Source organism: Mycobacterium sp. IDUB_37, assembly GCF_055419245.1.
This window is the reverse complement of sequence record NZ_JBVAXG010000003.1, coordinates 692,287-714,709: the sequence shown is the minus strand read 5'-3', so window position 1 is coordinate 714,709 and position 22,423 is coordinate 692,287. Positions and strand designations below refer to the sequence as shown.

Below are 22,423 nucleotides of genomic sequence, written 5' to 3'. Positions count from 1 at the left end.
CGAACCATGAACTTCGACGAGTATCGGAAATTCGACGCCACCGGGTTGGCGAAGCTGGTCGCCGATAAAGAAGTGACCGCAGCCGAACTGCTCACGCTCGCTCGGGAACGGGCCGCGGTGGTGAACCCGCGGATCAACGCAATCGTGCGCGACGTGCCCGCTTCGCCCTCCGACGATCTGAGCGGCCCGTTCGCCGGCGTTCCGTTTCTGATCAAGGACATCGCACAGGACTACGCGGGTCTGCCCACTTCAAGCGGGTCGCGGGCGTTGAAGTCGACGCCGGTCGCCGAGCACGCGACCGTCGTCCAGCGTTGGGTCGATGCCGGGCTGGTCATCTTCGGCAAGACGAACCTGCCGGAGTTCGGCGCGAAAGCGATCAGCGAACCCGCGGTCTGGGGCCCGGCTCGCAACCCGTGGGACCTGAGCCGCACCCCGGGCGGATCCTCCGGCGGCTCGGCTGCTGCGGTCGCGGCCGGAATCGTGCCGTGCGCGGGCGCCAACGACGGCGGCGGGTCGACCCGCATACCGGCGGGTTGTTGTGGCCTGGTCGGTCTCAAGCCGGGCCGCGGACTGACGCCGATGGGGCCCGGGAGCAGCGAATTCATGCATGGCGCCGCGGTGCAAGGCGTGGTGTCGCGGACGGTGCGCGACACCGCCGCCATGTTCGACGTCATCTGCGGTGGCGAGCCGTGGGGCCCGTACGTTCCAGCGCTGCCCGCGTCGTCGTTCGCATCGTCCGTCGGAGAGGATCCGGGCAAGCTGCGGATCGGCGTGCGGGTGCCGTCGGCGATCACCCCGACACCGCACGCCGAAGCGTTCGCGGCGGTCGAGACGGCAGTGCAAGCTCTGACCGACCTCGGCCACCACGTCGACGAACTGCCGCAGGCCCCCTACGACGATGCCGCGCTCGCCCACGACTTCCTGCTCACCTGGTTCGTCTATATGGCCTGGGAGGTTGCTGACGCCAAGCGCCGAAGCGGTGCGGGCGACGACGCGTTCGAGCGTGACACGTTGATCATGGCCGCACTCGGCCGCGCCACCAGCAGCGTCGACTATGTGGCCGCGGTGGAACGTCGTCACCAGCACACTCGTCGGCTGACCACGTTCTTCGAGTCCTACGATTTGCTGCTAACCCCCACCATGGCGACTCCGCCGCCGAAGGTCGGCGAGTTCGACCTACCGGTGCCGTTGCAGCGCGGGGCTGACGTGCTGCTGAAAACGCGCACCGCGCGCCTGCTTCGGCACACCAACATCGTCGACGACATGGTGGACAAGAACCTCGGCTGGGTGCCCTATACCCAGTTGGCGAATCTCACTGGCCGCCCGGCGATCTCGCTACCGCTGCACCAGACCGCGGACGCGCTGCCGCTGGGCGTGCAGTTCGTTGCGCCACTGGGCGGCGAGCCCCTGTTGATCCGACTGGCGGCCCAACTCGAGCAGGCCCTGCCGTGGGCCGATCGGGTAGCACCGCTGTAACGAGCCAGATGGCTATCTGTCTTCATCGGTAAAGCTGATGACGCCGCGAATGTTGCGGCCCGCCAACATGTCTTGGTAGCCCTCGTTGATCTCGTCGAGACGGTAGCGGCGGGTGATCATGTCGTCCAGGTTGAGCCGACCGAGCTGGTACATCGACAGCAGCAGCGGAATGTCGTGGTGGGGGTTGCCGCCGCCGAAGATGCTGCCCTGCAGCCTCTTCTGCATCAGGGTCAACAACGAGAGGTTCAGCGAGACATTCGTTTCCACAACGCTGCCCATCGCGGTCACCACGCACGTCCCGCCCTTGGATGTGATGGTCACGTACTTCTCCAGGTCCGCGCCATCGGCCCGGCCGACGGTGACGATCACCTTGCGGGCCATCCGGCCCACGGTGATGTTCGCGATCGCCATCAGTGCGCTGTCGATGTCGGAATAGACATGTGTCGCACCGAATTTCAGTGCCTGGTCGCGTTTCCATTCGACGGGGTCGACGGCGAAGATCCGGCGCGCCCCGCAGTTCACCGCCCCCAGCAGCGCCGCGATACCGACACCACCTAGCCCGACGATTGCCACGTCGTCACCGGGGCGGACATCGGCCGCCCGCGTTGCCGACCCGAATCCGGTGGTGACTCCGCAACTGACGAGCGCCGCCGTCTCGAATGGTACGGCCGGGTCGATCTTCACCAGCGAGGTCTGGTGCACCACGATGTAAGGCGCGAAAGTGCCGAGCAGTGCGTAGGGGTAGACGTTCTGCCCCTTGGTCTGGATTCGAAATGTGCCGTCGGAAACCGCGGTGCCGGCCATCAGGCCCATGCCCAGGTCGCACAGATTGCGTTCGCCCGCATGACACGAGGGGCACTTTCCGCAGGACGGGATGAACGACGCCGCGACGTGGTCGCCCACCGCGAGATCGTCGACGCCTTCGCCGACCTCCACCACGATGCCGGCGCCCTCGTGACCGCCGAGCATGGGAAAGGCCGCCATCGGGATGTCACCAGTCACCACATGGTGCTCGGAATGGCACATCCCCGCAGCTTCCATCTGGACCTTGACTTCGCCCTTGCGGGGTTCGCCGATCTCGATTTCCTCGACCGACCACGGCTGATTGAAATCCCAGATCAGGGCTCCACGTGTCTTCATCGACTTGCCTTCCGTCTGGTCTGTAGCCAGTGGCAGAAAATTTCTGTGATGATTACCACAGTTGCTACTGTAATGTCTACGGTAAAGGGCATCCCGCCCTGGTCTGGAAAGGGTGCAGCGTTGCCGAACGTGGTTGAGTCCCAGCATGAATCGCGTCCCGACGTCGATCTCTTGGACGGCGCCTTCTACGCCGGCGACTCGCGATCGCGCTACAAGTGGATGCGAGACCACGAGCCTGTCTTTCGCGACCGCAATGGCTTGGCCGGCCTGGCGTCCTACCCGGCGGTGATCGAGGCCGAGCGCAAACCGGAGCTGTTCTCCAATGCCGGCGGCATCCGGCCGGACCAGGACGCTCCGCCGATGATGATCGCGATGGACGACCCCGCGCATCTGCTGCGGCGCAAACTCGTCAACGCGGGCTTCACCCGTAAACGCGTTAAGGACAAGGAACAGTCGATCGGCGCGCTGTGTGACGCGCTGATCGATGCGGTATGCGAACGGGGCGAATGTGACTTCGTGTGGGACCTCGCGGCGCCGCTGCCGATGGCCGTCATCGGGGACATGCTGGGCGTGTTGCCGGAAGAGCGGGAGATGTTTCTGCGCTGGTCCGACGACATGGTGACTTTTCTCAGCAGCACCGCCGCGGAAGGGGACTTCCAGGTCTCCATCGACGCGTTTGCCGCCTACACCGAATACATGATGAACATGATCGCGGCGCGCAAGGCCGAACCGACCGACGATCTGGTCAGCGTGCTGGTCCACGCGGAGGTGGATGGCGAGGGACTGGCCGACCACGAGATCGTCACCGAGGTCTTGCTGCTGTTGATCGGCGGTGACGAGACCACCCGACACACCCTGTCCGGCGGCACCGCGCAACTGCTGCGCCACCCCGAGCAGCACCAGCGCCTGGTGAACGATCTGGAGTTACTGCCGAACGCGATCGAGGAGATGCTGCGCTGGACGTCCCCGGTGAAGAACATGGCCCGGACGATCACTACCGACATCGATTTCCACGGCGAACAGCTCAAACAGGGCGAGAAGGTGATCCTGCTGTTCGAGTCGGCCAACTTCGACGAGTCGGTGTTCGGTGATCCGGAGCGCTTCAGGATCGACCGCTACCCGAACAATCACATGGCGTTCGGCTTCGGCACCCACTTCTGCCTCGGCAACCAACTGGCCCGGCTGGAGCTGTCCATGATGCAGGAGCGGCTGCTGCAGCGGCTGCCGGACATGCGGCTGAAGTCGGACGCGCCGCTGCCGCTGCGGCCGGCCAACTTCGTCAGCGGCCTGGAAAAGATGCCTGTCGAATTCACGCCGTCGGCGCCGCTGGGGGATAAGCCGACTTCGTCCAGAAAATAGGTGTTCAGCAGATAAGCCTGTCTAACTGCGCAATCGGCGTTACGCTGCTAAATGGCCTGGGTAGAGGCATGACATATCGGCCGCCACCGCGATTTCGTTGGTGGTGGCAGGAGCAAATCGACCGGAATTCCACGATGACCGCGATCTTTAGCAGATGGCAGCGGGGCGACCAGTTCGACTGGCTCTCCGGTTATCTGGCTGCGCGGGGGATAAGCGGTATGACGCGGGCGCTGATGGCGTTCATTTCGGCGTCCTTGGTGATCTGCCTGGTCGCGCTGTTGGTCGGTCCTGACGGCCCCCGCGGAACCGCCGGGGTACTGATGACCTGGGTCGCGATGGCGAACGGCATCGCAGGGGCATTGTTGTGGATATGGCGCTGGCCGACCCGCGCCCAGTCGGTGTCTTATGCGGTGGCTTGCAATACTGCCGTCGCGTTAGCTTGTGTGGCCTACCCGGAGCCGCTACCCGCAATCATCGGGTGCATCGCCTTCGCCAGTTTCGGCGCCTACATTGCGTTCTTTCACACGATGGCGTTCGTGCTGTACAACTTCGGTGTCGCGGCCGCCGTCGCGACCTACGAGGCATTACGGCTGGCGCACTCCGGCCATCCCTCCCTGGCCGGAGTGGATTTATGGCTGGTGTTAGAAGTCAATATTGCCCTCCCGGTAGCCATAGCCATCCTGGTACGCGCCTTGGCGGGCGACTTGCTGCGGGCTGACCGCGACCCGCTGACTGGCCTGCTCAACAGACGGGCGTTTAGACATATCGCGCTAGGGATGATGCTGGCCCGCCGCGGCATCGACGCTCATCTGGTGGTGCTGGTGATTGATTTGGATAACTTCAAAGGCCTCAACGACAACCGTGGTCACGCCGCTGGCGATCACGCTTTGGTCCAGGTCGCCCAGGCGTTGCTCGCAGCCGCAGACGAACAGGCCGTGGTGGCGCGTAGCGGCGGCGAGGAGTTCTTGATCGCCGGCACGGCGACGACCTGCAACGCTGAAGCTCTGGCCGCCCAGACGTGCAAGGCCATCGAAGCCTCGAGGGCAGGAGTCACCGCCAGCATCGGCACCGCTTGCGCTCGTCTGGATGATGCCCCGTCGGGCGATCATCAGGCGTTGCTCGAGGTGCTGGTGACAGCCTCCGACACCGCGATGTACCAGGCCAAACGTCTTGGCGGGAACCGATTTCACCACCACGAACTATGTCTACCCGGCCGCTAGCCCACGCGCGGTTATGGGACCATCGACGTCGTGAATGATCAGCTCGTCGAAATGATGAATGCGGGAATGGCTACGACCATCCCGATCGCCGAGCGGATGGGCGTGAAAGTTCTCGACGCCCGGCGTGGCTTTGCTGCCGCCAGTGTTCCGGCGGAGGGCAACGGCAACCACTTCGGGGTCATTTATGCCGGTGTCCAATTCACGGTCGCCGAGATCCTCGGCGGAATCATCGCGTTGTCATCGTTCGATGCCGGCAAATACTTCCCGTTGGTGAAGAACGTCGACATCTCGTTTGTCGGGATGGCCACCACAGACCTGCGCGCGGAAGCGTCGATGGATGACGAGACCATCGCCCGCGTCGAAGCCGAGGCCGCTGCCAAGGGCAAGTCTGATTACACGCTGGAAGCGGTGGTCACCGACGCGGCCGGCACGGTGGTGGCCACCACCCGGGGGCTCTACCAACTGCGCGCGCATCGTAAGTGACAACGGTCCTCTAAGCCGATTTTTCGTTGTGGTCAAATCGATGCGCCGACTTGGGTATTGCCGAGGCTCCACTTGGGTATGCACTGGATATGAATGCATCTCCGTCTCCCGCAGCAAGCCCGGAGCGGTTGGTTTGTGCAGGTGAGGCGAATGCCACCACCGCTGCGCAACTGCGCCGTTCTCTGGATCGATGGTTGCAACAGAGCGTGCAGGGGCCGACTGAACTACGGGGTGACGTCGTGATGAGCGTCAACGAAGCGTTGGCCAACTGCGTTGAACACGCCTACCGCGATTGTCGGACGGTAGGCACCGTCCGCCTCCAGGCAAACTACGACTGTGCAACGCAGTCACTCAGCATCGCCGTCAGTGACCGCGGAAAGTGGCATCGACCGCCGTCGCGCCGGCCCGATGACCCACGGGCCTCCCGCGGCATCAAATTGATGCATGCTCTGGCCGACCACTGCATCATCAACACTCGGTCCAGCGGCACCACCGTCTGCCTGAATTACTCGACCAACGCAGAGCGGGCCGACGCCGAGCAAACGGCTAAGCTATAGCTCGTCGGAGAAATCCGCGCTGATCCAGCGGTCTGGGCGGATTGAATAGAGCACAGAGTCCTGGCCTTCCATGCTTTTAATGAACGCCTTTCCACCCTCCTCGCCGAGATAGCGGATCGCGATGGATTCCTGCAAGTCCGCCGGCGCCGGATTGGACGTCTCAACCACGGTGCCCTCGACGATCACATATTGGTAGGGCGGCTCCTCTCGTTGCACGACCAGCGTCACCGCTCCGGCCTTCTCGATCAGCTTGGCCTTGCGCGAACCGGGGCCGGTACTGAGCCGGATGTGCCCGCCGGGCGTGTAGTCATACCAAATCGGGACGCTGGCCGGTGGACGCTCGCCACCGGAGTCGACGGACAGCACTGCCACGTGCAGTGCTGCGAGGAATTCCTGGCGCTCGGACTCGGAGAAAGCTTTCATGTGGGGCGCAACACAGTGGCCCGGGGCCGCTATTCCCCCGCCGGCTAATCGAAAATATTGCGGCGAACCTTTCCCGGCGCGGCCTCGGGATCGACGAACCATTCCTGTCCGAAGAGCAGGCCGAAAAGCTGCGGCGGCACCTTGAGCAACACTGCGTAGACGCGCCCGGTCAGGCCATCGCCGAGTTGTGAGCGGTGAGCGGCGACAGCATCGCGCTTCTGCCGGGCGAACTCCCGCACATTGATGCGATGGGTGATCGTGGACTGCGGCGCGTAGGCGGTGCGCACCACATCGCGTTCGTAGGGCGCGGGCAACCGGAACCAACGGGCGATATTGCCGACGCGGGTGAGCAATTCGCGCGGCATGGTCACTTCGAGTACTCGCGGGGTCTGGGCCAATTCGGCGGCCCGCTTGCCTACGTGGTGAACCTGCACGTGGTCACGGTGACCGTAGCCGCCGTTGCGTTGGTAGTTCAGTAGTAGTTGTGCGTTCTCGTCGCGAAGTATCGCGGCCAGTTTCGAGGCCGCCTCCTCGACGTCACTGCGCCCGAACCGAATCCGCCCGGGCGGATCTGGATAGAAATCAGGCCCGTAGCCACTGTCGGCGTAGTCGAGACACTCGACCCGATGCACCCCGAGGATGCTTGCACTGTTGCGCAATTCGCCGATCCGGGTGTCGTCGGGTTCGCTGCCCATCCGGCCGTCGGTCGCAGTCACCACGACCACCCGATGCCCAGCGGCCGCCGCTTGCGCGAGCGTGCCGCCGGTCAGGATCACTTCGTCGTCCGGGTGGGCGTGGAAAGCGACGATCGTGGGCATGCCGTCGAGTATCCCGGTGTTCGGTGGCTCCTCAGAGCCGGGCGAGCAACTCCGCCTTCTTCGCGGCGAACTCCTCGTCGGACAGGATGCCCCGCTCACGTAATCCGGCCAGCGACTCGATGGCCGTGATGATGGCCGCGGAATCCCCAGGCGGGTCCGCCGATGCGGATGCCGTCGGTTGAGCCGCGGGTGGCGGTACCGGGTCCTGATGCTGCGGGACCGGTGCGGCCGCAGGGGTTCGCGCCACCTGTGCAGCCCCTAGCTCCCGCAGGCTGGACACATCGAAGGTGCCGAACTGGCTGGTGAAGTTCACCGTGCCGGATCCGCCGCCCTGCTGCTGTTGCACGCCGTTGATCTGGTGCTCGCCGGTGTCGAAGACCCTCGTGGCACCGTGAACCTGAATCGCGAGCCGCTTGGTGATCGGGAAGACCGCGTAGCGCGCGTCGTTCTGCCCGCCGGAAGAACTCGGCACACCGAGGTCGGCCGGCCACCAGTTGCTGGAGGTGAACCCCCCCGCCTGAGATTGCGTGGCCGAAGTCCGGAAGACCGTGGTTGCGGCCAGCAGCTGGGCGAGCTCGCTGCACAGGGCATCGACCCGCGCCTTCAGCGCGTTGTCGAACATGTTGCCGACCATGGTCATCCCGCCACGCATCCACTGGCCGGAGCCGCCCAGCTCGGGGATGGAGAACTGGGCCATGTTGCCGCCTCCGCTGTGGAGTGCAAAGAGCATGGCCAGGACGGCTTCGCGGGAGATTCCGTGCCGATCGGCAATGTCGCTGACGGCGGTTTCGGCCTCGGGGGTGACCGTTGCCTGCATAGTTGTGAATCTTTCGTCGTTGGTTCCGGTCTGACACTACGCAAGTCGGCCGGAGACCGGCGTCGTTGAGAATTGCAGCGCGGATCGGTCCGCGCGAGACCGGAGTTGTTTGCGGTTACCCCGCGGCGCATGCGTTCACTCCAAGATTCGACGGGAATGCATGGGCTGCATCGTGGTGTTGGGCACGGGTATGGCCGATGACATTGAGCGCAGTCCCCGGGACTGGGTGCGTAATCAGACCGAGCAAATCTTGCAGCAGGGCACGACGGACGGCGTCGAGATCCTCGACAGGCCGGTTGTCCTGCTGACCGTGACGGGGGCGAAGTCCGGCAAACAGCGGTACGTGCCGTTGATGCGGGTCGAAGAGGACGGGCGCTACGCGGTGGTGGCTTCGCAGGGCGGTGCTCCCACGCACCCGTCCTGGTATTTCAACCTCAAGGCGAATCCCGCGGTCACGCTGCAGGACGGCGAGAAAGTCGTCGCCCTGACCGCGCGCGAACTCCGCGATGACGAACGCGACAAGTGGTGGCGACTGTCGGTTGAGGCCTATCCGCCCTACACCGAGTACCAGACGAAGACGACGAGGCAGATTCCGGTCTTCGTGCTGGAGTAATTCAGCGCGGGTTCTTTTCGCCCGCTTCCACAGCGATCGGCAGCTTGTTCTGCGCCGGTGCCACCGGGCAAGTGGCGTAGTCGGTGAACGAGCACGGCAAGTTCGACGCACGGTTGAAGTCAAGGATCACTCTCGAGTCGGCGCCCGGTTCGGCGACTGACAGTGACCTGGCGCCAGGATATGTCGTCACGCCACTGGTGGCGTCGGTGAACAACACCTGCAGCGGACCCTCCGCGCCACCGAAAGCGATCACTTGCATTGCTACACCGGACAATTCGAAGTCGATGACGCCAACGGCGTTGAGCTGGTGCCGAAGTCCTTCGACGACGGCGCCCGTGGTGACCGTGTGTGGCTGCTCGTACCGGGTGAAGGTGCCCACAACGGCCCATTGCTCACTCGGCGGATAGGTGGGTATGCCCTGGTACGCACTCAGGTGCGGAGACTTCGGGTCGTGCACCCGCAATGCTGCCGACCCGGTTCGGCGGATGACCTCGATGCGGCGCTCGCCGGCATCGACGAGCAAGCCCGGCGCGCCCTCGACGGGTTCGAGCCGGTCGGTCCCCTCGATGCCTTGGACGAACACGGCGTCGGAGTCCGCCCGCCATTGCCCCGGTAGGTCGGCGACACTCTCGAATTCCTCACTCAGCCAATACAATCCGGTCAGGCTTACCCAGCCCAGTGGTTCGCCGTAGTAGCGTTCGCGCTCGAGGTGCCAACGTTCCCAGGCGGCATCGAACGTTTCTACCGTGGCATCTGCGGTCGTGCTGGTCATCGTTGCGATGCTCCTTCGTGTACGAGTGGTCGACTTGGAAACTGTTGACGCAGGAGGGGAGCAACGTCGGACTGGAACAATTCCAAGCTACGGCGTTGCTGGCTGACCGTCACGCCATCGTTGTCAGCGCTGAGGTGCATCACTTCGTGGCCCAGTCGCTCGTGATAGCGACCTACTTTGTCGATCACCTGAGCCGGACTACCGATTAGCGCCGAGCTGCGCTCGACGAAGTCTTCTATCGATGTGAACGTCACCGGCAGGCCGGCTCGGCGCTGGGCCTGCAGCCGGGCTTCGAACGCCGGACGGTAGGCAGCCACCGCGTCCTGCGACTTCCCGGTCACGTAGAACCCGGCGGTGCCGGCGCCGACCAAGGCGTCTTCGGCGTTGTGCCCGTAGAACTCCCAGCGCTCCCGGTAGTGGCGAACCAGCTCGGCGTAGGGCTCTATCGGGTTGCTGACGTTGGCCGAGAAGATCGGATCGCCGTGGCGCGCCGCGAGGTCGACCGAGTCGGTGCTTGTCGCACTGCCGTGCCATATTCGGATCTGTTCCTGCAGCGGCCGGGGCAACGCCTTTGCGTCGACCAGCGGTGGACGGAAACTGCCCGACCAGGTCACCTGCTCGTTGTTCCAGAGCAGTCGGAAAAGCTCATAGCCTTCGCGGTTGCGGTCCCATTGATCGTCGGCGGTCACCTGGAACAACTCGGCCTGCGCTGCGCCGTTCCCCTTGCCGATGATGAGTTCGAGGCGCCCGCCGGACAGGTTGTCCAGCGTCGAGTAGTCCTCGAATGCACGGACCGGATCGAGCAGGCTCAGCGTCGTCACCGCGGTGAACAATCCGATCTTCGAGGTGCGCGCGGCGATACTGCTCAACACCACCGGGGGCGAGGACGAGATGAACGGATCCTCGTGACGCTCCCCGACGGCGAACCCGTCGAACCCCAGATCCTCGGCCAGCACTGCCTTGTCGAGCACGTCACGCAACCGGTCTGCGGGGCTCTTCTTCGTACCGGACACCGGGTCCGGAAGGTGAGTGATGAGCGTGATCAGCAGGAACTTCATGTTGATCTAACGAACCCGGCACCTTCGAACTTCATTCCCGGACGCGGCTCAAGAAATCCGCGGCGGCGAAAACCTTGAGCCGGCCGGTACGTCTGCGTACCGTCGGGGCTCGAGCAAACTAGGCTGGGAGGTGCCCGTGGTTGACGCGACCACCGACCCGGTTCTGTTGCCACACCGTCCTGCTATCCCGAAACTTGCGCTCGGCATCGGCTTCGTGACCGCCCGGCATCGGGGGCTGACGGCGCTACAGAGGCGATGGGGCAGCGCGTTCACACTGGATCTGCCGGTGCTGGGCCGGTCGGTGGTGATCAGCGACCCAGCGCTGATCAAGGATCTCTTCACCAGCGGCAACGACCTTCTCGGTCGGCCTTCCAACCTGGGGAACGTGCTGGGGCCCGGATCGACCTTCAGCCTCAACGGCCCCGAACATCTGCGCCGGCGCAAACTCCTGGTCCCGCCTTTTCATGGTCGCAGGATGGCCGGCTACGAGGCGATCGTGGCGGAAGAGGTGCTGCGCGAGTCGGCCGACTGGCCGCGTGGCCGGGAGTTCGCGACGGCGCCGTCGATGATGCGCATCACGCTGAACACAATTCTGCGCACGGTGTTCGGTGCGCAGGGTCCGGAGCTGAGTCAGCTGCGTGAACTGCTGCCGCGGTGGGTGCGATTGACCTCCCGCATGGCAGCGGTTCCTCCGGCGGTGCGGCGCGATCTGGGACAGTTGAGCCCCTGGGGACGGGCGGTCCAGTATCGCCGAGATTACGACGCCATCATCGCCGCGCTGATCCACCAGGCACGCACCGGCGCCGCGGCCGAGCAACGCAACGACGTGCTGGCGCTGCTGCTCGCGGCGCGTTATGACGACGGCTCGCCCATCTCCGACGATCACATCGCCGACGAATTGTTGACGCTGCTGGCTGCCGGCCACGAGACGACGGCCACCACATTGGCCTGGACGGTGGAACGGATCCGGCGCCACCCGCCGTTGCTGGCCCGACTGGCCGAGGAGGCGAACAGTGGCGGGTCGCAACTCCGGCAGGCCACCATCTGGGAAGTCCAGCGCACCCGGCCGGTGATCGAGGCGACCACCCGGCGGACGAACACCCGAATCCGATTGGGCCCGTGGGTGATTCCCGAGAATTTTGCGATCGTTGTCAGCGCCTCGCTAGTCCACGAGGCGGAGGAGAATTTTGCCGATGCCACAAGCTTCGATCCGGACCGTTTCCTACAACGTCCACCGGACAGCCATACCTGGATTCCGTTCGGCGGTGGAGTCCGGCGCTGCATCGGTGCCGCCTTCGCGAATATGGAGATGAACGTGACGCTGCGAACGTTGCTGCGCGAGTTCGACTTCGCTCCCACTGCTGCCCGCGCGGAACGGCGCTACCAGCGAGGCGTTGCCACCGCGCCGGCCCGCGGCGGCCGGGCGGTGGTGTACCGGCGCACGGGGGTCGGCTGACTGCCGGGTGCCAGCCGGTGCGCGCCCGAAAACGCGGATACGCCAGAGTGGTCACCGTGTCGAAAGGCTTCGACGTTCGTGGGCGGGCCCTGCAAGCCGGTGAGCTCGCCGCCTGGCTGTCGGAGCACAGTCTGGGGAACCGTTTCGGCCTGGCAGTTGTAGGTACCGGGCCGTCCTACGATTCCCGTGCCGTCGCCCTGGCGATCGTTGCAGCAGATGGCGACGGCCGTCATATCGATCCCACCACGTTGACGACAGATGACGAGGCGGCGCTGGCGTCCTGGCTTGCTGACCCGGGACCGCCAAAGGCGGTGCATGACGCCCGGCTGGCGATGCATGCACTGGCAGGCCGCGGCTGGCCGCTGCGCGGTGTCACGTCGGATACCGTGCTGGCCGCGCATCTGCTGCGGCCCGATCGGCGAGGCTCGGGGCTGAATGATCTGCTGGTGCGACACATGCGCTGCGCGTTGCCCGCGGAAGCTGTTGACCAGGCGGCCGTCCCAGGTCTGATCCTGCAGGCCTGCGCGGTCCTCGACCTGGCCGATGTGCTGGATGAAGAGTTGGCGCGAATCGACTCGTCGTCATTGCTGGGCCGAGTGGAACTGCCGGTCCAGCGGGTACTGGCCGGCATGGAGGCGGTCGGTGTCGCCGCTGATCGCGCGCTGCTGACCAGCATTGCCGAGCGCGAACCGCGGGCAGCTGACCTGCTGAATTCGATTGCTTCCGATGGACGTATCCATGCCACCTTGCAGCAGGCGGTTGCCGCAACCGGCCGACTGACGTCTGATCCGAACCTGGACGAACTGGCCACCCTGCGCGACGCATTCATCGTCGGTGACGGTTATGCGGAATTGATGAGCGCAAGTTATGAACGACTCGAGTTGCGAGTCATCGCCCACCGCACCGGCGATGCCGCGTTGCTCGAAGTCGACAGCGACGACAGCGATTTCCGGGGCCTCGTTGAGGAGGCTCGCCGGGTTGGGTATGCCACCTCCCTGGTGGGCCGGCGACGCTACTTGGCGGGTTTAGACAGCAAAGATCGTAAGGCGCGCGAGGATGCCGAGCGAGCGGCCCTGTCCTTGTCCATCGAGGGCAGCGCGGCCGACATCGTCAAGACGGCGATGATCGGCATCAACGAGGTGATCACAGCGATCGGCCTGAAGTCGCGCATGGTGCTGGCTGCAGACGATGGGCTGCTCTTCGAGGTGGCAGAAGGAGAACGGGAGATATTGGCCTCGCACGTCCGGGAACAGATGTGCGGCGCGTATCCGCTCGATGTAGCGCTTGATGTTTCGACCGGCTTCGGGCCCAACTGGGGCAGCGCCAAGCGCTAGTCGAACAGAACTCTTCCCCTCGCCTTCAACCTATACCCGACCCGGGGGCTTGCGGCAAGACCCGGGTGATGACGCAAAATCGCTGTCCGAAAGCAGAACTCATTGAATCGGGGGCGAAAACTGTTGGCAGCGGTACCAAGCAGCGACGTGAAACAGATGTCCGATCATGCGGTGATGATCGTCGGCGCAGGACCGACCGGGTTGATGCTGGCCGGCGAGTTGGCGCTGGCCGGAGTCGATGTCGCGATCGTCGAACGGCGTACTAACCAGGACCTCACCGGAGTGCGTGCGCTCGGCTTGCATGCCGGCACCATCGAACTTCTCGATCAGCGGGGGATAGCCGATCGCTTCCTTTCGCAGGGTTATACCGCCCAGGTCGCGGGATTCGCTGGGATTCGTTTCGACATCAGTGGCTTTCCCACCCGGCACCCCTACGGTCTCGCATTGGTGCAGAAGCACATTGAGCGTTTGCTGGCCGAATGGGTCGAGGAATTGGCAGTCACGGTGTACCGCGGACGTGAGGTGACGGGAATAATACAGGGGGACAACGGAGTTGAGGTCGCGCTGGCCGGCGGTGAGTTGTTGCGCGGAGATTATCTCGTCGGCTGCGACGGCGGACGCAGCCTCGTTCGCAAAGCCGCCGGCATCGAATTCCCCGGTTCGGATCCCACAACCAGCAACCTGATCGCCGAGGTTGAGATCAACGAGGAACCGGAATGGGGCATCCGCCAAGATGCAATAGGCGTCCATTCGTTCAGCCGTCCTGAGGACGGCGGGCCGGTGCGGGTCATGGTGACCGAACGCGGCGTCGGTGCGACCGGCGAACCCACACTGGCCGACCTCGCGAGTGCGCTCATCGCAGTGTATGGAACCGATTACGGGATCCACAGTCCCACTTGGATTTCCAGGTTCACCGACATGGCCCGGCAGGCAGCGTCCTACCGGAACCGACGGATATTGCTGGCCGGAGACGCCGCACACGTGCATTACCCGGTGGGTGGACAAGGGCTCAACACCGGCGCACAGGATGCCGTGAACCTGGGCTGGAAGCTCGCGCAGGTGGTCAAGCGCATATCGCCGGAGAGCCTTTTGGATACCTACCATGCCGAGCGCCAACCGGTCGGTGCCCGGGTGCTGCGCAACACCCTTGCTCAGGTTGCGCTCCGCCGTCCGGACGACCGCACCGAAGCAGTGCGCGAGATCATTTCCGAACTTCTCAGCATGGATGAGCCACGCAACCGGTTCGCCGCGATGATGTCCGATCTGGACATTCGTTACGACCTCGGCGCGGGCCATCCCCTGCTCGGGCGCCGCATGCCGGACCTCGACCTGGTTACCGCCGACGGCCCGTCACGGGTAGCGACCCTGCTGCACAAGGCCCGTCCGCTGCTACTCAACTTCGGCGTGACCCTCGACATCGGTCCGTGGGGCGACCGCGTTCTGGTGGTCGAAGCGGAAGCCGCTGATCGTTGGGAGCTTCCGGCTCTGGGTGCTGTTACTGCGCCCGGTGCGGTGTTGATACGGCCCGATGGATATGTCGCCTGGTTGGGCGATCCACCGCATATCGGTCTGCTTGAGGCACTCACTACTTGGTTCGGTCCACCCGCGACAGAGAAGGTCTAAAAGGACGGTGCCGTACTCACGCCTCTCGGCAAGTGATCGCTCGAAGCGATGGTTCTGATGTGGTACCCGGGGGATGTCCGACACCGTCGAGCAATGGAACGTCGGTTGGCTGTCCGATATTCCGCGGTCGTGGTGCCACCGTTTCCGAAGCGCTGAGCAGGGTAGTACGTCGCGGTGACGGGAACGACGTGTGGCACGTCTCGCTGACTCAAGGAGTGGTCCCTGTCGCGGTGCAGGTGATCACCGCGGCGGCACTGGTATATGCGATTGGGTGGCGCGCGCGGCGGTGGCGGGTGATGTGGATACCACTGTCGGTCGGTGCGGGCGTCGTCACCGGCACGGTGACCCACTGGTACTACGGAACGCTCGGCCTCGCCAGCGAGCCGCCGCCCTGGCAGCTGTGGTTGTGGGTGTCTCTTGTCGGGCTCGCCGCCGCCGTCGCTGTGGTCGGGTGGTCGAGCGCCGGATGGTGGCGGCGCAACGCGGCGGTTTTCGCGGCGTCCTTTTGCTTGCTCAGCACAGGTTTGACCATCAACGGTTGGCTCGGGTATTTCCCGACCGTTAATGCCGCGTGGAGCCAGTTGGCCAACAGGCCACTACCAAATGAAACGGACTTCGAAACGGTACGGGCAATGCAATCGAAAGGCGTTGCACCGCAACAGGGAGCGGTCGTCGCCGTGCGTACCAGCACGCGGGTTTCAGGCTTTTCGCATCGCGACGAATGGGTCTACCTGCCTCCCGCCTGGTTCACCAGTACGCCCCCGCCGCGGCTGCCCGCGATATTGATGCTCGGTGGGGAGTTCAACACCCCGGCCGACTGGGCACGCGTCGGCGGTGCCGTCAACACCCTCGATGCTTTCGCCGCGGCGCACGACGGCAATGCGCCGGTGGCTGTCTTCGCCGACGCGACCGGTGGATTTACCGTCGACACCGAATGCGTCAACGGGTCGCTTGGTAACGCGGCTGATCATTTGACCGGGGAGGTCATCCCAGAAATCGGGGCGATGTTCGGACTCGATGCGCTCACTGATTGGGGAGTCGTCGGCTTTTCCTCGGGCGGTACCTGTGCTGTGGACCTGGCCGTCATGAATCCCGGAACATTCAGCGCCTTCGTCGATATCGGCGGCGATATCGGACCGAACGCCGGAACGAGGCAGCAGACGATCGAGCGCCTCTACGGCGGGGACGTCAACGCCTGGTCCTGGTTCGACCCCGGCACGGCCATCGTCCGCCACGGTCGGTACTCCGACCTGTCCGGCCTCTTCGTGGTGCCAGGGGCAGTCCAGTCCGATATTGGAAGTGCTTCCGATCATCGCAAGGCTGTTGGGCAGGACGCAGCCGAGAAACTATGCGAACTTGGCGCCGTCAACAAAATCTCCTGCAGTGTCGTAGCAGTGCCGGGCAAACATGACTGGCCTTCGGCGGCATCTGCCTTCGCCTCAGCATTGCCATGGCTTGCCGAGCGCCTGGAAATTCCCGGCCTTACGACCGCGACTGCCCGATAAACCTACGAACGCAGGGAAGTAGTTCGAATTCCGATCCGATCGCCGGGGCGTTTACTGGCGCTATCTGGCGGGTACCACTTGCCGACGACCTGTTCGGGCACGCGTCGGCAACTATTGGCGCGCCACCGGCAAGAAGCGAGACGAGCATGAGCGCTAGGCACCGGCTCACGGAATTGCCGCTGGAACCACGGCTGGTTGAACAGTGGGCGGGCCGCTCGATGCCTGTTCTCGCCCGAATTTCCTTTTACGTCTTTGGTTCGGCAATTGTCGCCGCGGTATTGGCCGCGCTGATGGTGAATGCATTTGGCGCCGGTGAAAAAGTGGATGGTACGGCCGCCAGGGCTGAGCAGCCGCCGCAGGCATCGCAGCCAGTGCGCCAAGAGGGCACGGTGATCGCCGTGTCAATCGGCTCGGTAACCGCACGCAGCGCTGATGGGTACACCCAAACCTACGTACTGACTCCGGACACCACGGTGATTACCAGGGCCGGCGGTCAATCCCACAGCGCTAGTGTGCATTTCATCGTCAATGACCAGTTCGCGGTCAATGACGAAGTGACGATCCTCGGAACCGTCCAGAACGGGCAGGTGCTGGCTACGGCTGTGGCGCACCGAGTGGCTGCCCATGGCGGCGCGCCGCCCATGGATTACGTAGAGACTGGTCGCTGACCAGCGCTTCCGATTGGTCGGGTGCGACTTTTGCCCGCGCAGTTGCCGGGGTATTCGCTGATCGTCAGAGCTGCGCAAGGGGGCGACCATGTCGATCGACACCAGTTGTCCGAAACGAATGGAATTCGGGCCGTGTGGTGGGGTGCGGCCCGACGGTCAGTGCGAAATGCGTTCCGGTGCTTGCTCATTCGATGACGTGGTGCCCTGGAGAGGGCTGGTGCCCGGCGCTCGGTCAGCCCGTGCGCCCCTGGTGCTCACCGATTTCAGCTGCACGCCGTTCGATCGGGGTGACGTTGCGGCAACCGCGGCGGTCCTGGCGCCATCGTGTGACGCCGTTCTCGTCGGTGAGCATCAGAACAAGCCGGACTTTCCGCCCACGCTGATGGGGTCGCTGCTGCTTGACGCGGGGGTGACGCCATGGATCACGTTGTCCTGCCGTGACCGGAACCGCATCGTCCTTGAGCAGGAACTCCGCGGGCTGCGCAGCATCGGCGTCGACACGGTGCTGTGCGTGACGGGTGATGGACGTGGCTACGACGTGCGACCGGACGTTACTCAGACCTTCGATCTCGACGGGCCACGCCTGGTATCGCTGGCCGCCTCGGTGGGAGTGATCCCGGCGGTGCCGGAAACACCCACCGCCCCGCCGGTACATGCCAGACCCGCTCGACTGGTGGAAAAGCAGCGGGCCGGAGCAAGCATTGCGGTGCTCAATCATGTGCCGTACCCCGACATGATCGCCGATTTCATGAAAACTGCTCGTTCGCAGGGTCTTTCGCTTCCCGTCATCGCGGCGGTCGCGGTCTTCACCGACAACGTGTCGGCGGCGGTGTTGCAAGGTCTGCCCGGCCTCGAACTCGATCCGGCTGTGACCGAACAGGTACTAGGCGCGGTGGATCCCGTTGCGGCCGGCATCTCGGCCGCGATCACCGAGGCGCGCGCACTGCTGTCGATCGAAGGAATCGACGGAGTGAATGTCTCTGGACTTGCATCGGCGGCAGGCGCCCACATCGGCGCGGAGATCAAGGCCGAGGTAGGCCGGCGCATCCGCGAAGAACTGTCATGACCGAGGCAATGGAGGCGGAGTTCGGCACGGTCGCCGAGTGGACGGCTCGAGTAGCGGCCGACCTCGGCCCCGACTACCACGTGCCTGCGGGGTGCCGGGGCAGCGGCAGTCCGCCTGCGCTCGACTGGCTGATCGAAACTATGGAACTGGCGGCGGGCACGCAGTTGCTGGACTGCGGGGCCGGCGTCGGAGGACCCGCCGCCTACGCTGCGCGGTCGCGTGCGGTGCTTCCGGTGCTCGTTGAGCCGGAGGTGGGCGCATGCCGCGCGGCGAAGAAATTGTTCGGCCATCCGGTGGTGTGCGCCGACGGCTCGAAGCTGCCGATGGCGGACGCGAGTTACGACGCCGCCTGGTGCCTCGGCGTGTTGTGCACCACTTCCGAACAAGTCGCCTTGCTCGAGGAACTGCGGCGAACGGTGCGTGACGGCGGGTCCATCGGACTGCTTGTGTTCTTGGCGCAGCGTGACATTCCGGACGATCAGTGCGAAGGCAACCACTTTCCGACGCCTGACGCTCTTCTCGACTTGGTGAGCAAATCTTCGCTACGCGTCGAGCGCTCACTGTCGACTGCCGAACTGCCCGCGATCCCCGACACCTGGAATGAGCGCGTCGAGACCGTGACAAAGGCGCTGGAGGAGCGGTACGGACATACGCAGGCGTGGCAATCGGCAGAAAAGCAGAGCTCGGAGATAGGTCGGCTGCTCGATGACGGGACGCTGACTGGGGAACTGCTAGTGCTGCGTCACGCGTGAGCCGACGTCTCCGCCAATGCAGCCACCTCAACTGGAACACCGGTCAGCCATGACATTCCGCCCAGCGCCTCGACATCGTTCGGGTCGCTCGACATGAGTTGGTTGACGTTCGCGCCGCAGGCACGATTGGCCAGTTGCCACTTGCCGGTGCCTTTGTGGCCCCAGCCGTGCGGCACGGCGAGGGTTCCCGGCATTATGTCGTCGGTCAGCGCGATCTGAATGGTGATCCGGCCGTGCGGCGAAAGCACTGTCACAGTGTCACCGTCTGCGATCCCACGATATTCGGCGTCGGCGAAGTGCATGAGCGCTCGGTGAGTTCGATTGCCGCGCATCAGGAGTGGAGAATTGTGCATCCACGAGTTCTCTGATCGTGGCTCGCGCATGCCGATCAATCGCATTGGATAGTCCACCGGGTCCCTGCGCCCTGACATCGCGGTGATCTCGTCGGCAATGTCACTGTGGCGCAACCGGACTCGCCCATTACGGTATGCCACCACCTCATTCAACAGACCCGTTCGTAAGTTCGGCGCGACGACGACACCGTGTGGTTGCTGTTCCACCAGGCGGCGAAATGTCAGTCCGTTGCGACGTATTCCGAATCGGTTTCCGCCATCGGCCATTCGAATCATCATGTCGATCAACGGTCGAGGATGTATCCGGATACCTAGGGCTCCGAGGGCCCGCTGCACCACGAAGGCCGGCGTGCGAACCGCGGTACGCCGCACCAGGTCGGCGATGATGTCCCACTCCGTGCGTGCCTGACCTACCGGTTCGACGACCGCCGCAGTCGCTTGCCGGAACGGCGTGGCCTGAAACGTCTGGAAGGTGACCGCGAAGTCGTCTCGTTCGTACATCGTGGTGACTGGCAGAACGTAATCGCAATGTGCCGTCGTCTCATTCACGTACATGTCGAGGCCGACCATCAGGTCCAGTTCTTCGACGGCCTTTTCGAGTTCGTCGCCGTTGGGCACCGAGAGAACGGGATTTCCCGCTCCGACGAACAGCGCCTTGATCTGCCGGTCGCCGCCGGTGGTGATCTCCTTGGCCATCAGGGCGGCGGGTTCTGCCCCGATCACCGACGGGAAACCACCGACGCGGGTTCGCTTGCGGCGGTAGGCGCGCCGCATCGACCATCCCATGAGCTTGAGTCCCCACTTCTGACCCGGAATCCCGAGAGTGCTGAAAACGCTGCCACCCGGGCAATCGAGGTTTCCGGCGATCAGATTGACCGCGTCGATCAAGTAGTTGGTGAGCGTGCCGTGTCTGCCAACGCAGGTTCCGAGGCGTCCGTAGAGGGCGGCACGTGGTGTGGTTGCCAGGGTCTCGGCGAGCGCCCGTACCGTCGCCGGCGCGATTCCGGTGTGCGCCTCGGTGCGTTCGGGCGTGAACGGTGCGCATTGATCTCGAAGCCACTGTGTGCCGTCCGCCTGCTCGGCCACCGCGGCGAGGTCGACCAAACCGTCGGCGAACATCACCTGCAGCAACGACAGCAGCAGGGACGAATCGGTGTCCGGCACGATGCCCAGCCATTCGAACTGTGCCGCCGTCTCCGAGCGCCGTGGATCGATCACTATCACCCGACCGCCCCGCCTGACAATGTCGTGCATACGGTCCTTGATCCGCGGGGCAGTCAGAAAACTGCCATGCGACACAACGGGATTTGCGCCCAGCATGACCAGGAGATCGGTCCGCATCAGGTCCGGAATGGGCACCGAGATCGGCGACCCGTAGAGGAGTTGGCTGGCGATCAGGCGGCTGCTTGTGTCCTGCGTCGATGACGAGAAGAAGTGGCTGTCCCGCCCGATTCCTTTGATGAAACCCATCGCGCCGAACAGATGTGAATAGCTGAACGCCGCCGGGTTGCCCAGATACCAGCCGAACGCACCCGACCCATGCTCGCGGTGGATCGCGTCGAGGCGCGCCGCGATGTCGTCGAGTGCCTCGTCCCAGGAGACTGGCTCAAATCCGGCTGTGCCTCGCCGCAGCGGTGTCTGCACCCGGTCCGGATCGTTGACGACCTCGGCGAACGCAATGCCCTTCTGGCAGGCGAAACCCGCTGACAGCGGGTGGTCTTTGTCGGGCCGCAGTGCCACGAGCTGCCCGTCTTTGACGGTGGCCACCATGCCGCACAACGGCTCGCAGATGCGACAGAAGGTGGGTTTGTGGACGACGCTGCCGGTCATCCAATGGATCGTACTGTACGACTTACAGTATTTGTCCGGCTCGGCGGGGATCAGGCGAGCGCGCCGGCCGCCAGCGCGGCCCGGTTGATCTTGGTCAGCACTTCGCGCAGATGCTCGAGTTCGGCGAGTTCGACGCCGAGGCGGTCTACCACCGCGGGCGGAACCTTCAGCGCCTGCCTGCGTAGCTGGCGGCCCTGCGCGGTCAACTCCACCAGCATCGTTCGCTCATCGGCAGCGCTGCGTGTTCGGGTGATGAGTCCCTGCGTCTGCAGGCGTTTGAGCATCGGCGACAGCGTGGCCGAATCCATCTGAAGCAATGCGGCAACGTCCTTGACCGACAACGGATTTGCGTCCGGCTTCTGGATGGCTTTCGCGTGGTCCCACAGAGCCAGCATCACCAGGTATTGGGGATGGGTCAGGCCGAGGGGCTCCAGTAGCGGCCGGTACACGGCGAGCACCGCGCGGTTGGTGACGGCCAACGCGAAGCAGACCTGCCGTTCTAGGGACAGCGGGTCGATATTCGTAGCGATTCCTGTGGCCATGTACGACCATCCCCTCGCAGAATCAATGTGTAAAAGATTGTCGCGGAATATGTCCCGTCAGAACGGGCTGCTGTTGTCCTGCCATTTAGCGGATTCGGGACGCGGCCCGAAGCGTCGGGCGTAGTCGTCGTGGATGTGAGCGTCTTTCTGGCGCTTGATCACGTCGACGAGGTTGGGGTCCAGGCCGTGCTGGGCCAGTCGATGCCGACGCCACACCTTGTTCAGCGCCAGCCCCATCAGCAGGGCCCAGGCGTAGATGGGCACCGTCATCTCCGTGTGCACATACAACGAGGCCGGCAACAGCCAGAACGGCGCGAGCACCAGCAGCGGTGGTATCGCGATCCGGATCATGTGTCGACGAATCGCCCCCTCGCCGGCAAGGTCGTAGGCCACCCATTCCCGCATCGAGGCGGGCAGTCGCTTGCCGTAGGAATAAGCGATGTAATGAAAGATGTTCGGGCGAGCGCCGGCCATGATCGCTCCTTCGGAATGGTCGTGAATCGGTGCCCAAGTCGGCGCCGACACTGACCTCATCGTACGCTATTAGTTAGCGCCCTA

The 22,423-nt window shown here is 64.3% G+C and carries 21 protein-coding genes and 1 pseudogene; 13 read left to right on the top strand and 9 right to left on the bottom strand.

Annotation, left to right across the window (positions count from 1 at the left end; genetic code table 11):
- Positions 1 to 6 precede the first annotated feature (6 nt).
- Positions 7 to 1,476, top strand: coding sequence for an amidase (locus ACZY1I_RS13990; RefSeq protein ID WP_463754987.1), 1,470 nt, complete (start codon positions 7 to 9; stop codon positions 1,474 to 1,476).
- Between the two features lie 12 nt (positions 1,477 to 1,488).
- Here ACZY1I_RS13990 and ACZY1I_RS13985 read toward each other — a convergent pair whose 3' ends face one another.
- A complete protein-coding gene (locus tag ACZY1I_RS13985) occupies positions 1,489 to 2,616 on the bottom strand; it encodes an NDMA-dependent alcohol dehydrogenase (RefSeq protein ID WP_463754986.1) in 1,128 nt (375 codons plus the stop codon).
- Positions 2,617 to 2,787: 171 nt separating this feature from the next.
- Here ACZY1I_RS13985 and ACZY1I_RS13980 point away from each other — a divergent pair, with 171 nt between their 5' ends.
- The 4 genes from ACZY1I_RS13980 to ACZY1I_RS13965 all read left to right on the top strand — a co-directional run bounded on the left by ACZY1I_RS13980 (position 2,788) and on the right by ACZY1I_RS13965 (position 6,235).
- Positions 2,788 to 3,975: a cytochrome P450 gene (locus ACZY1I_RS13980; protein WP_463754985.1), complete on the top strand. Its 1,188-nt coding sequence runs from the start codon at positions 2,788 to 2,790 to the stop codon at positions 3,973 to 3,975.
- A 134-nt stretch (positions 3,976 to 4,109) separates the two neighbouring features.
- A complete protein-coding gene (locus ACZY1I_RS13975) occupies positions 4,110 to 5,195 on the top strand; it encodes a GGDEF domain-containing protein (protein WP_463754984.1) in 1,086 nt (361 codons plus the stop codon).
- Positions 5,196 to 5,225: 30 nt separating this feature from the next.
- Positions 5,226 to 5,678, top strand: coding sequence for a PaaI family thioesterase (locus tag ACZY1I_RS13970; protein ID WP_463754983.1), 453 nt, complete (start codon positions 5,226 to 5,228; stop codon positions 5,676 to 5,678).
- An 89-nt stretch (positions 5,679 to 5,767) separates the two neighbouring features.
- The gene (locus ACZY1I_RS13965) at positions 5,768 to 6,235 is read left to right on the top strand and encodes an ATP-binding protein (RefSeq protein ID WP_463754982.1); all 468 of its coding nucleotides are present in this window, start codon (positions 5,768 to 5,770) and stop codon (positions 6,233 to 6,235) included.
- On the opposite strand, the gene ACZY1I_RS13960 is transcribed toward ACZY1I_RS13965, so the two are convergent.
- The 3 genes from ACZY1I_RS13960 to ACZY1I_RS13950 are packed head-to-tail and all read right to left on the bottom strand — an operon-like array spanning position 6,230 to position 8,293.
- Positions 6,230 to 6,658, bottom strand: a complete 429-nt coding sequence (locus tag ACZY1I_RS13960) for a pyridoxamine 5'-phosphate oxidase family protein (protein ID WP_463754981.1) — start codon at positions 6,656 to 6,658, stop codon at positions 6,230 to 6,232. The two genes, ACZY1I_RS13965 and ACZY1I_RS13960, sit on opposite strands and share 6 nt — an antisense overlap.
- Positions 6,659 to 6,702: 44 nt before the next feature.
- Positions 6,703 to 7,476 (bottom strand): PIG-L deacetylase family protein, encoded by a 774-nt coding sequence (locus ACZY1I_RS13955; RefSeq protein WP_463754980.1) that lies wholly within the window; start codon positions 7,474 to 7,476, stop codon positions 6,703 to 6,705.
- A 31-nt stretch (positions 7,477 to 7,507) separates the two neighbouring features.
- The gene (locus ACZY1I_RS13950) at positions 7,508 to 8,293 is read right to left on the bottom strand and encodes an SHOCT domain-containing protein (RefSeq protein ID WP_463754979.1); all 786 of its coding nucleotides are present in this window, start codon (positions 8,291 to 8,293) and stop codon (positions 7,508 to 7,510) included.
- A gap of 190 nt (positions 8,294 to 8,483) precedes the next feature.
- Between ACZY1I_RS13950 and ACZY1I_RS13945 the strand changes: the two genes are divergently transcribed.
- The gene (locus tag ACZY1I_RS13945) at positions 8,484 to 8,906 is read left to right on the top strand and encodes a nitroreductase family deazaflavin-dependent oxidoreductase (RefSeq protein WP_463755134.1); all 423 of its coding nucleotides are present in this window, start codon (positions 8,484 to 8,486) and stop codon (positions 8,904 to 8,906) included.
- Between the two features lies 1 nt (position 8,907).
- Here ACZY1I_RS13945 and ACZY1I_RS13940 read toward each other — a convergent pair whose 3' ends face one another.
- On the bottom strand, positions 8,908 to 9,678 hold the full coding sequence (locus ACZY1I_RS13940; RefSeq protein ID WP_463754978.1) for a DUF1684 domain-containing protein: 771 nt from the start codon (positions 9,676 to 9,678) through the stop codon (positions 8,908 to 8,910).
- Positions 9,675 to 10,736 carry an LLM class flavin-dependent oxidoreductase gene (locus ACZY1I_RS13935; protein ID WP_463754977.1) on the bottom strand — a complete coding sequence of 354 codons (1,062 nt, stop codon included), beginning with the start codon at positions 10,734 to 10,736 and terminating at the stop codon, positions 9,675 to 9,677. Before ACZY1I_RS13935 ends, ACZY1I_RS13940 begins: the two co-directional genes overlap by 4 nt.
- Positions 10,737 to 10,872: 136 nt before the next feature.
- Here ACZY1I_RS13935 and ACZY1I_RS13930 point away from each other — a divergent pair, with 136 nt between their 5' ends.
- The 7 genes and pseudogenes from ACZY1I_RS13930 (at position 10,873) to ACZY1I_RS13900 (ending at position 19,140) form a co-directional block, all read left to right on the top strand.
- Positions 10,873 to 12,192: a cytochrome P450 gene (locus ACZY1I_RS13930; RefSeq protein WP_463754976.1), complete on the top strand. Its 1,320-nt coding sequence runs from the start codon at positions 10,873 to 10,875 to the stop codon at positions 12,190 to 12,192.
- 56 nt (positions 12,193 to 12,248) lie between these two features.
- Positions 12,249 to 13,526 (top strand): annotated as a pseudogene (locus tag ACZY1I_RS13925) (DNA polymerase); the annotation flags it as partial.
- Positions 13,527 to 13,682: 156 nt separating this feature from the next.
- Complete coding sequence (locus tag ACZY1I_RS13920) at positions 13,683 to 15,149, top strand: FAD-dependent monooxygenase (RefSeq protein ID WP_463754975.1); 1,467 nt, start codon at positions 13,683 to 13,685, stop codon at positions 15,147 to 15,149.
- Positions 15,150 to 15,364: 215 nt separating this feature from the next.
- On the top strand, positions 15,365 to 16,654 hold the full coding sequence (locus ACZY1I_RS13915; RefSeq protein WP_463754974.1) for an alpha/beta hydrolase: 1,290 nt from the start codon (positions 15,365 to 15,367) through the stop codon (positions 16,652 to 16,654).
- 146 nt (positions 16,655 to 16,800) lie between these two features.
- On the top strand, positions 16,801 to 17,322 hold the full coding sequence (locus ACZY1I_RS13910; protein WP_463754973.1) for a hypothetical protein: 522 nt from the start codon (positions 16,801 to 16,803) through the stop codon (positions 17,320 to 17,322).
- A gap of 88 nt (positions 17,323 to 17,410) precedes the next feature.
- Positions 17,411 to 18,388, top strand: a complete 978-nt coding sequence (locus ACZY1I_RS13905; protein WP_463754972.1) for a methylenetetrahydrofolate reductase — start codon at positions 17,411 to 17,413, stop codon at positions 18,386 to 18,388.
- Positions 18,385 to 19,140 (top strand): class I SAM-dependent methyltransferase, encoded by a 756-nt coding sequence (locus ACZY1I_RS13900; RefSeq protein ID WP_463754971.1) that lies wholly within the window; start codon positions 18,385 to 18,387, stop codon positions 19,138 to 19,140. The genes ACZY1I_RS13905 and ACZY1I_RS13900 overlap by 4 nt, the downstream gene beginning before the upstream one ends.
- Here ACZY1I_RS13900 and ACZY1I_RS13895 read toward each other — a convergent pair.
- From ACZY1I_RS13895 to ACZY1I_RS13885, 3 genes are read right to left on the bottom strand one after another with little or no spacing between them, the layout of a single operon-like run.
- Entirely contained in the window at positions 19,131 to 21,323 is a 2,193-nt protein-coding gene (locus ACZY1I_RS13895) for a molybdopterin-containing oxidoreductase family protein (RefSeq protein ID WP_463754970.1), read from the bottom strand. The genes ACZY1I_RS13900 and ACZY1I_RS13895 overlap by 10 nt on opposite strands.
- 50 nt (positions 21,324 to 21,373) lie before the next feature.
- Entirely contained in the window at positions 21,374 to 21,865 is a 492-nt protein-coding gene (locus ACZY1I_RS13890) for a MarR family winged helix-turn-helix transcriptional regulator (protein ID WP_463754968.1), read from the bottom strand.
- 57 nt (positions 21,866 to 21,922) lie between these two features.
- On the bottom strand, positions 21,923 to 22,339 hold the full coding sequence (locus ACZY1I_RS13885; RefSeq protein ID WP_463754967.1) for a DUF5313 domain-containing protein: 417 nt from the start codon (positions 22,337 to 22,339) through the stop codon (positions 21,923 to 21,925).
- Between the last annotated feature and the right edge of the window lie 84 nt (positions 22,340 to 22,423).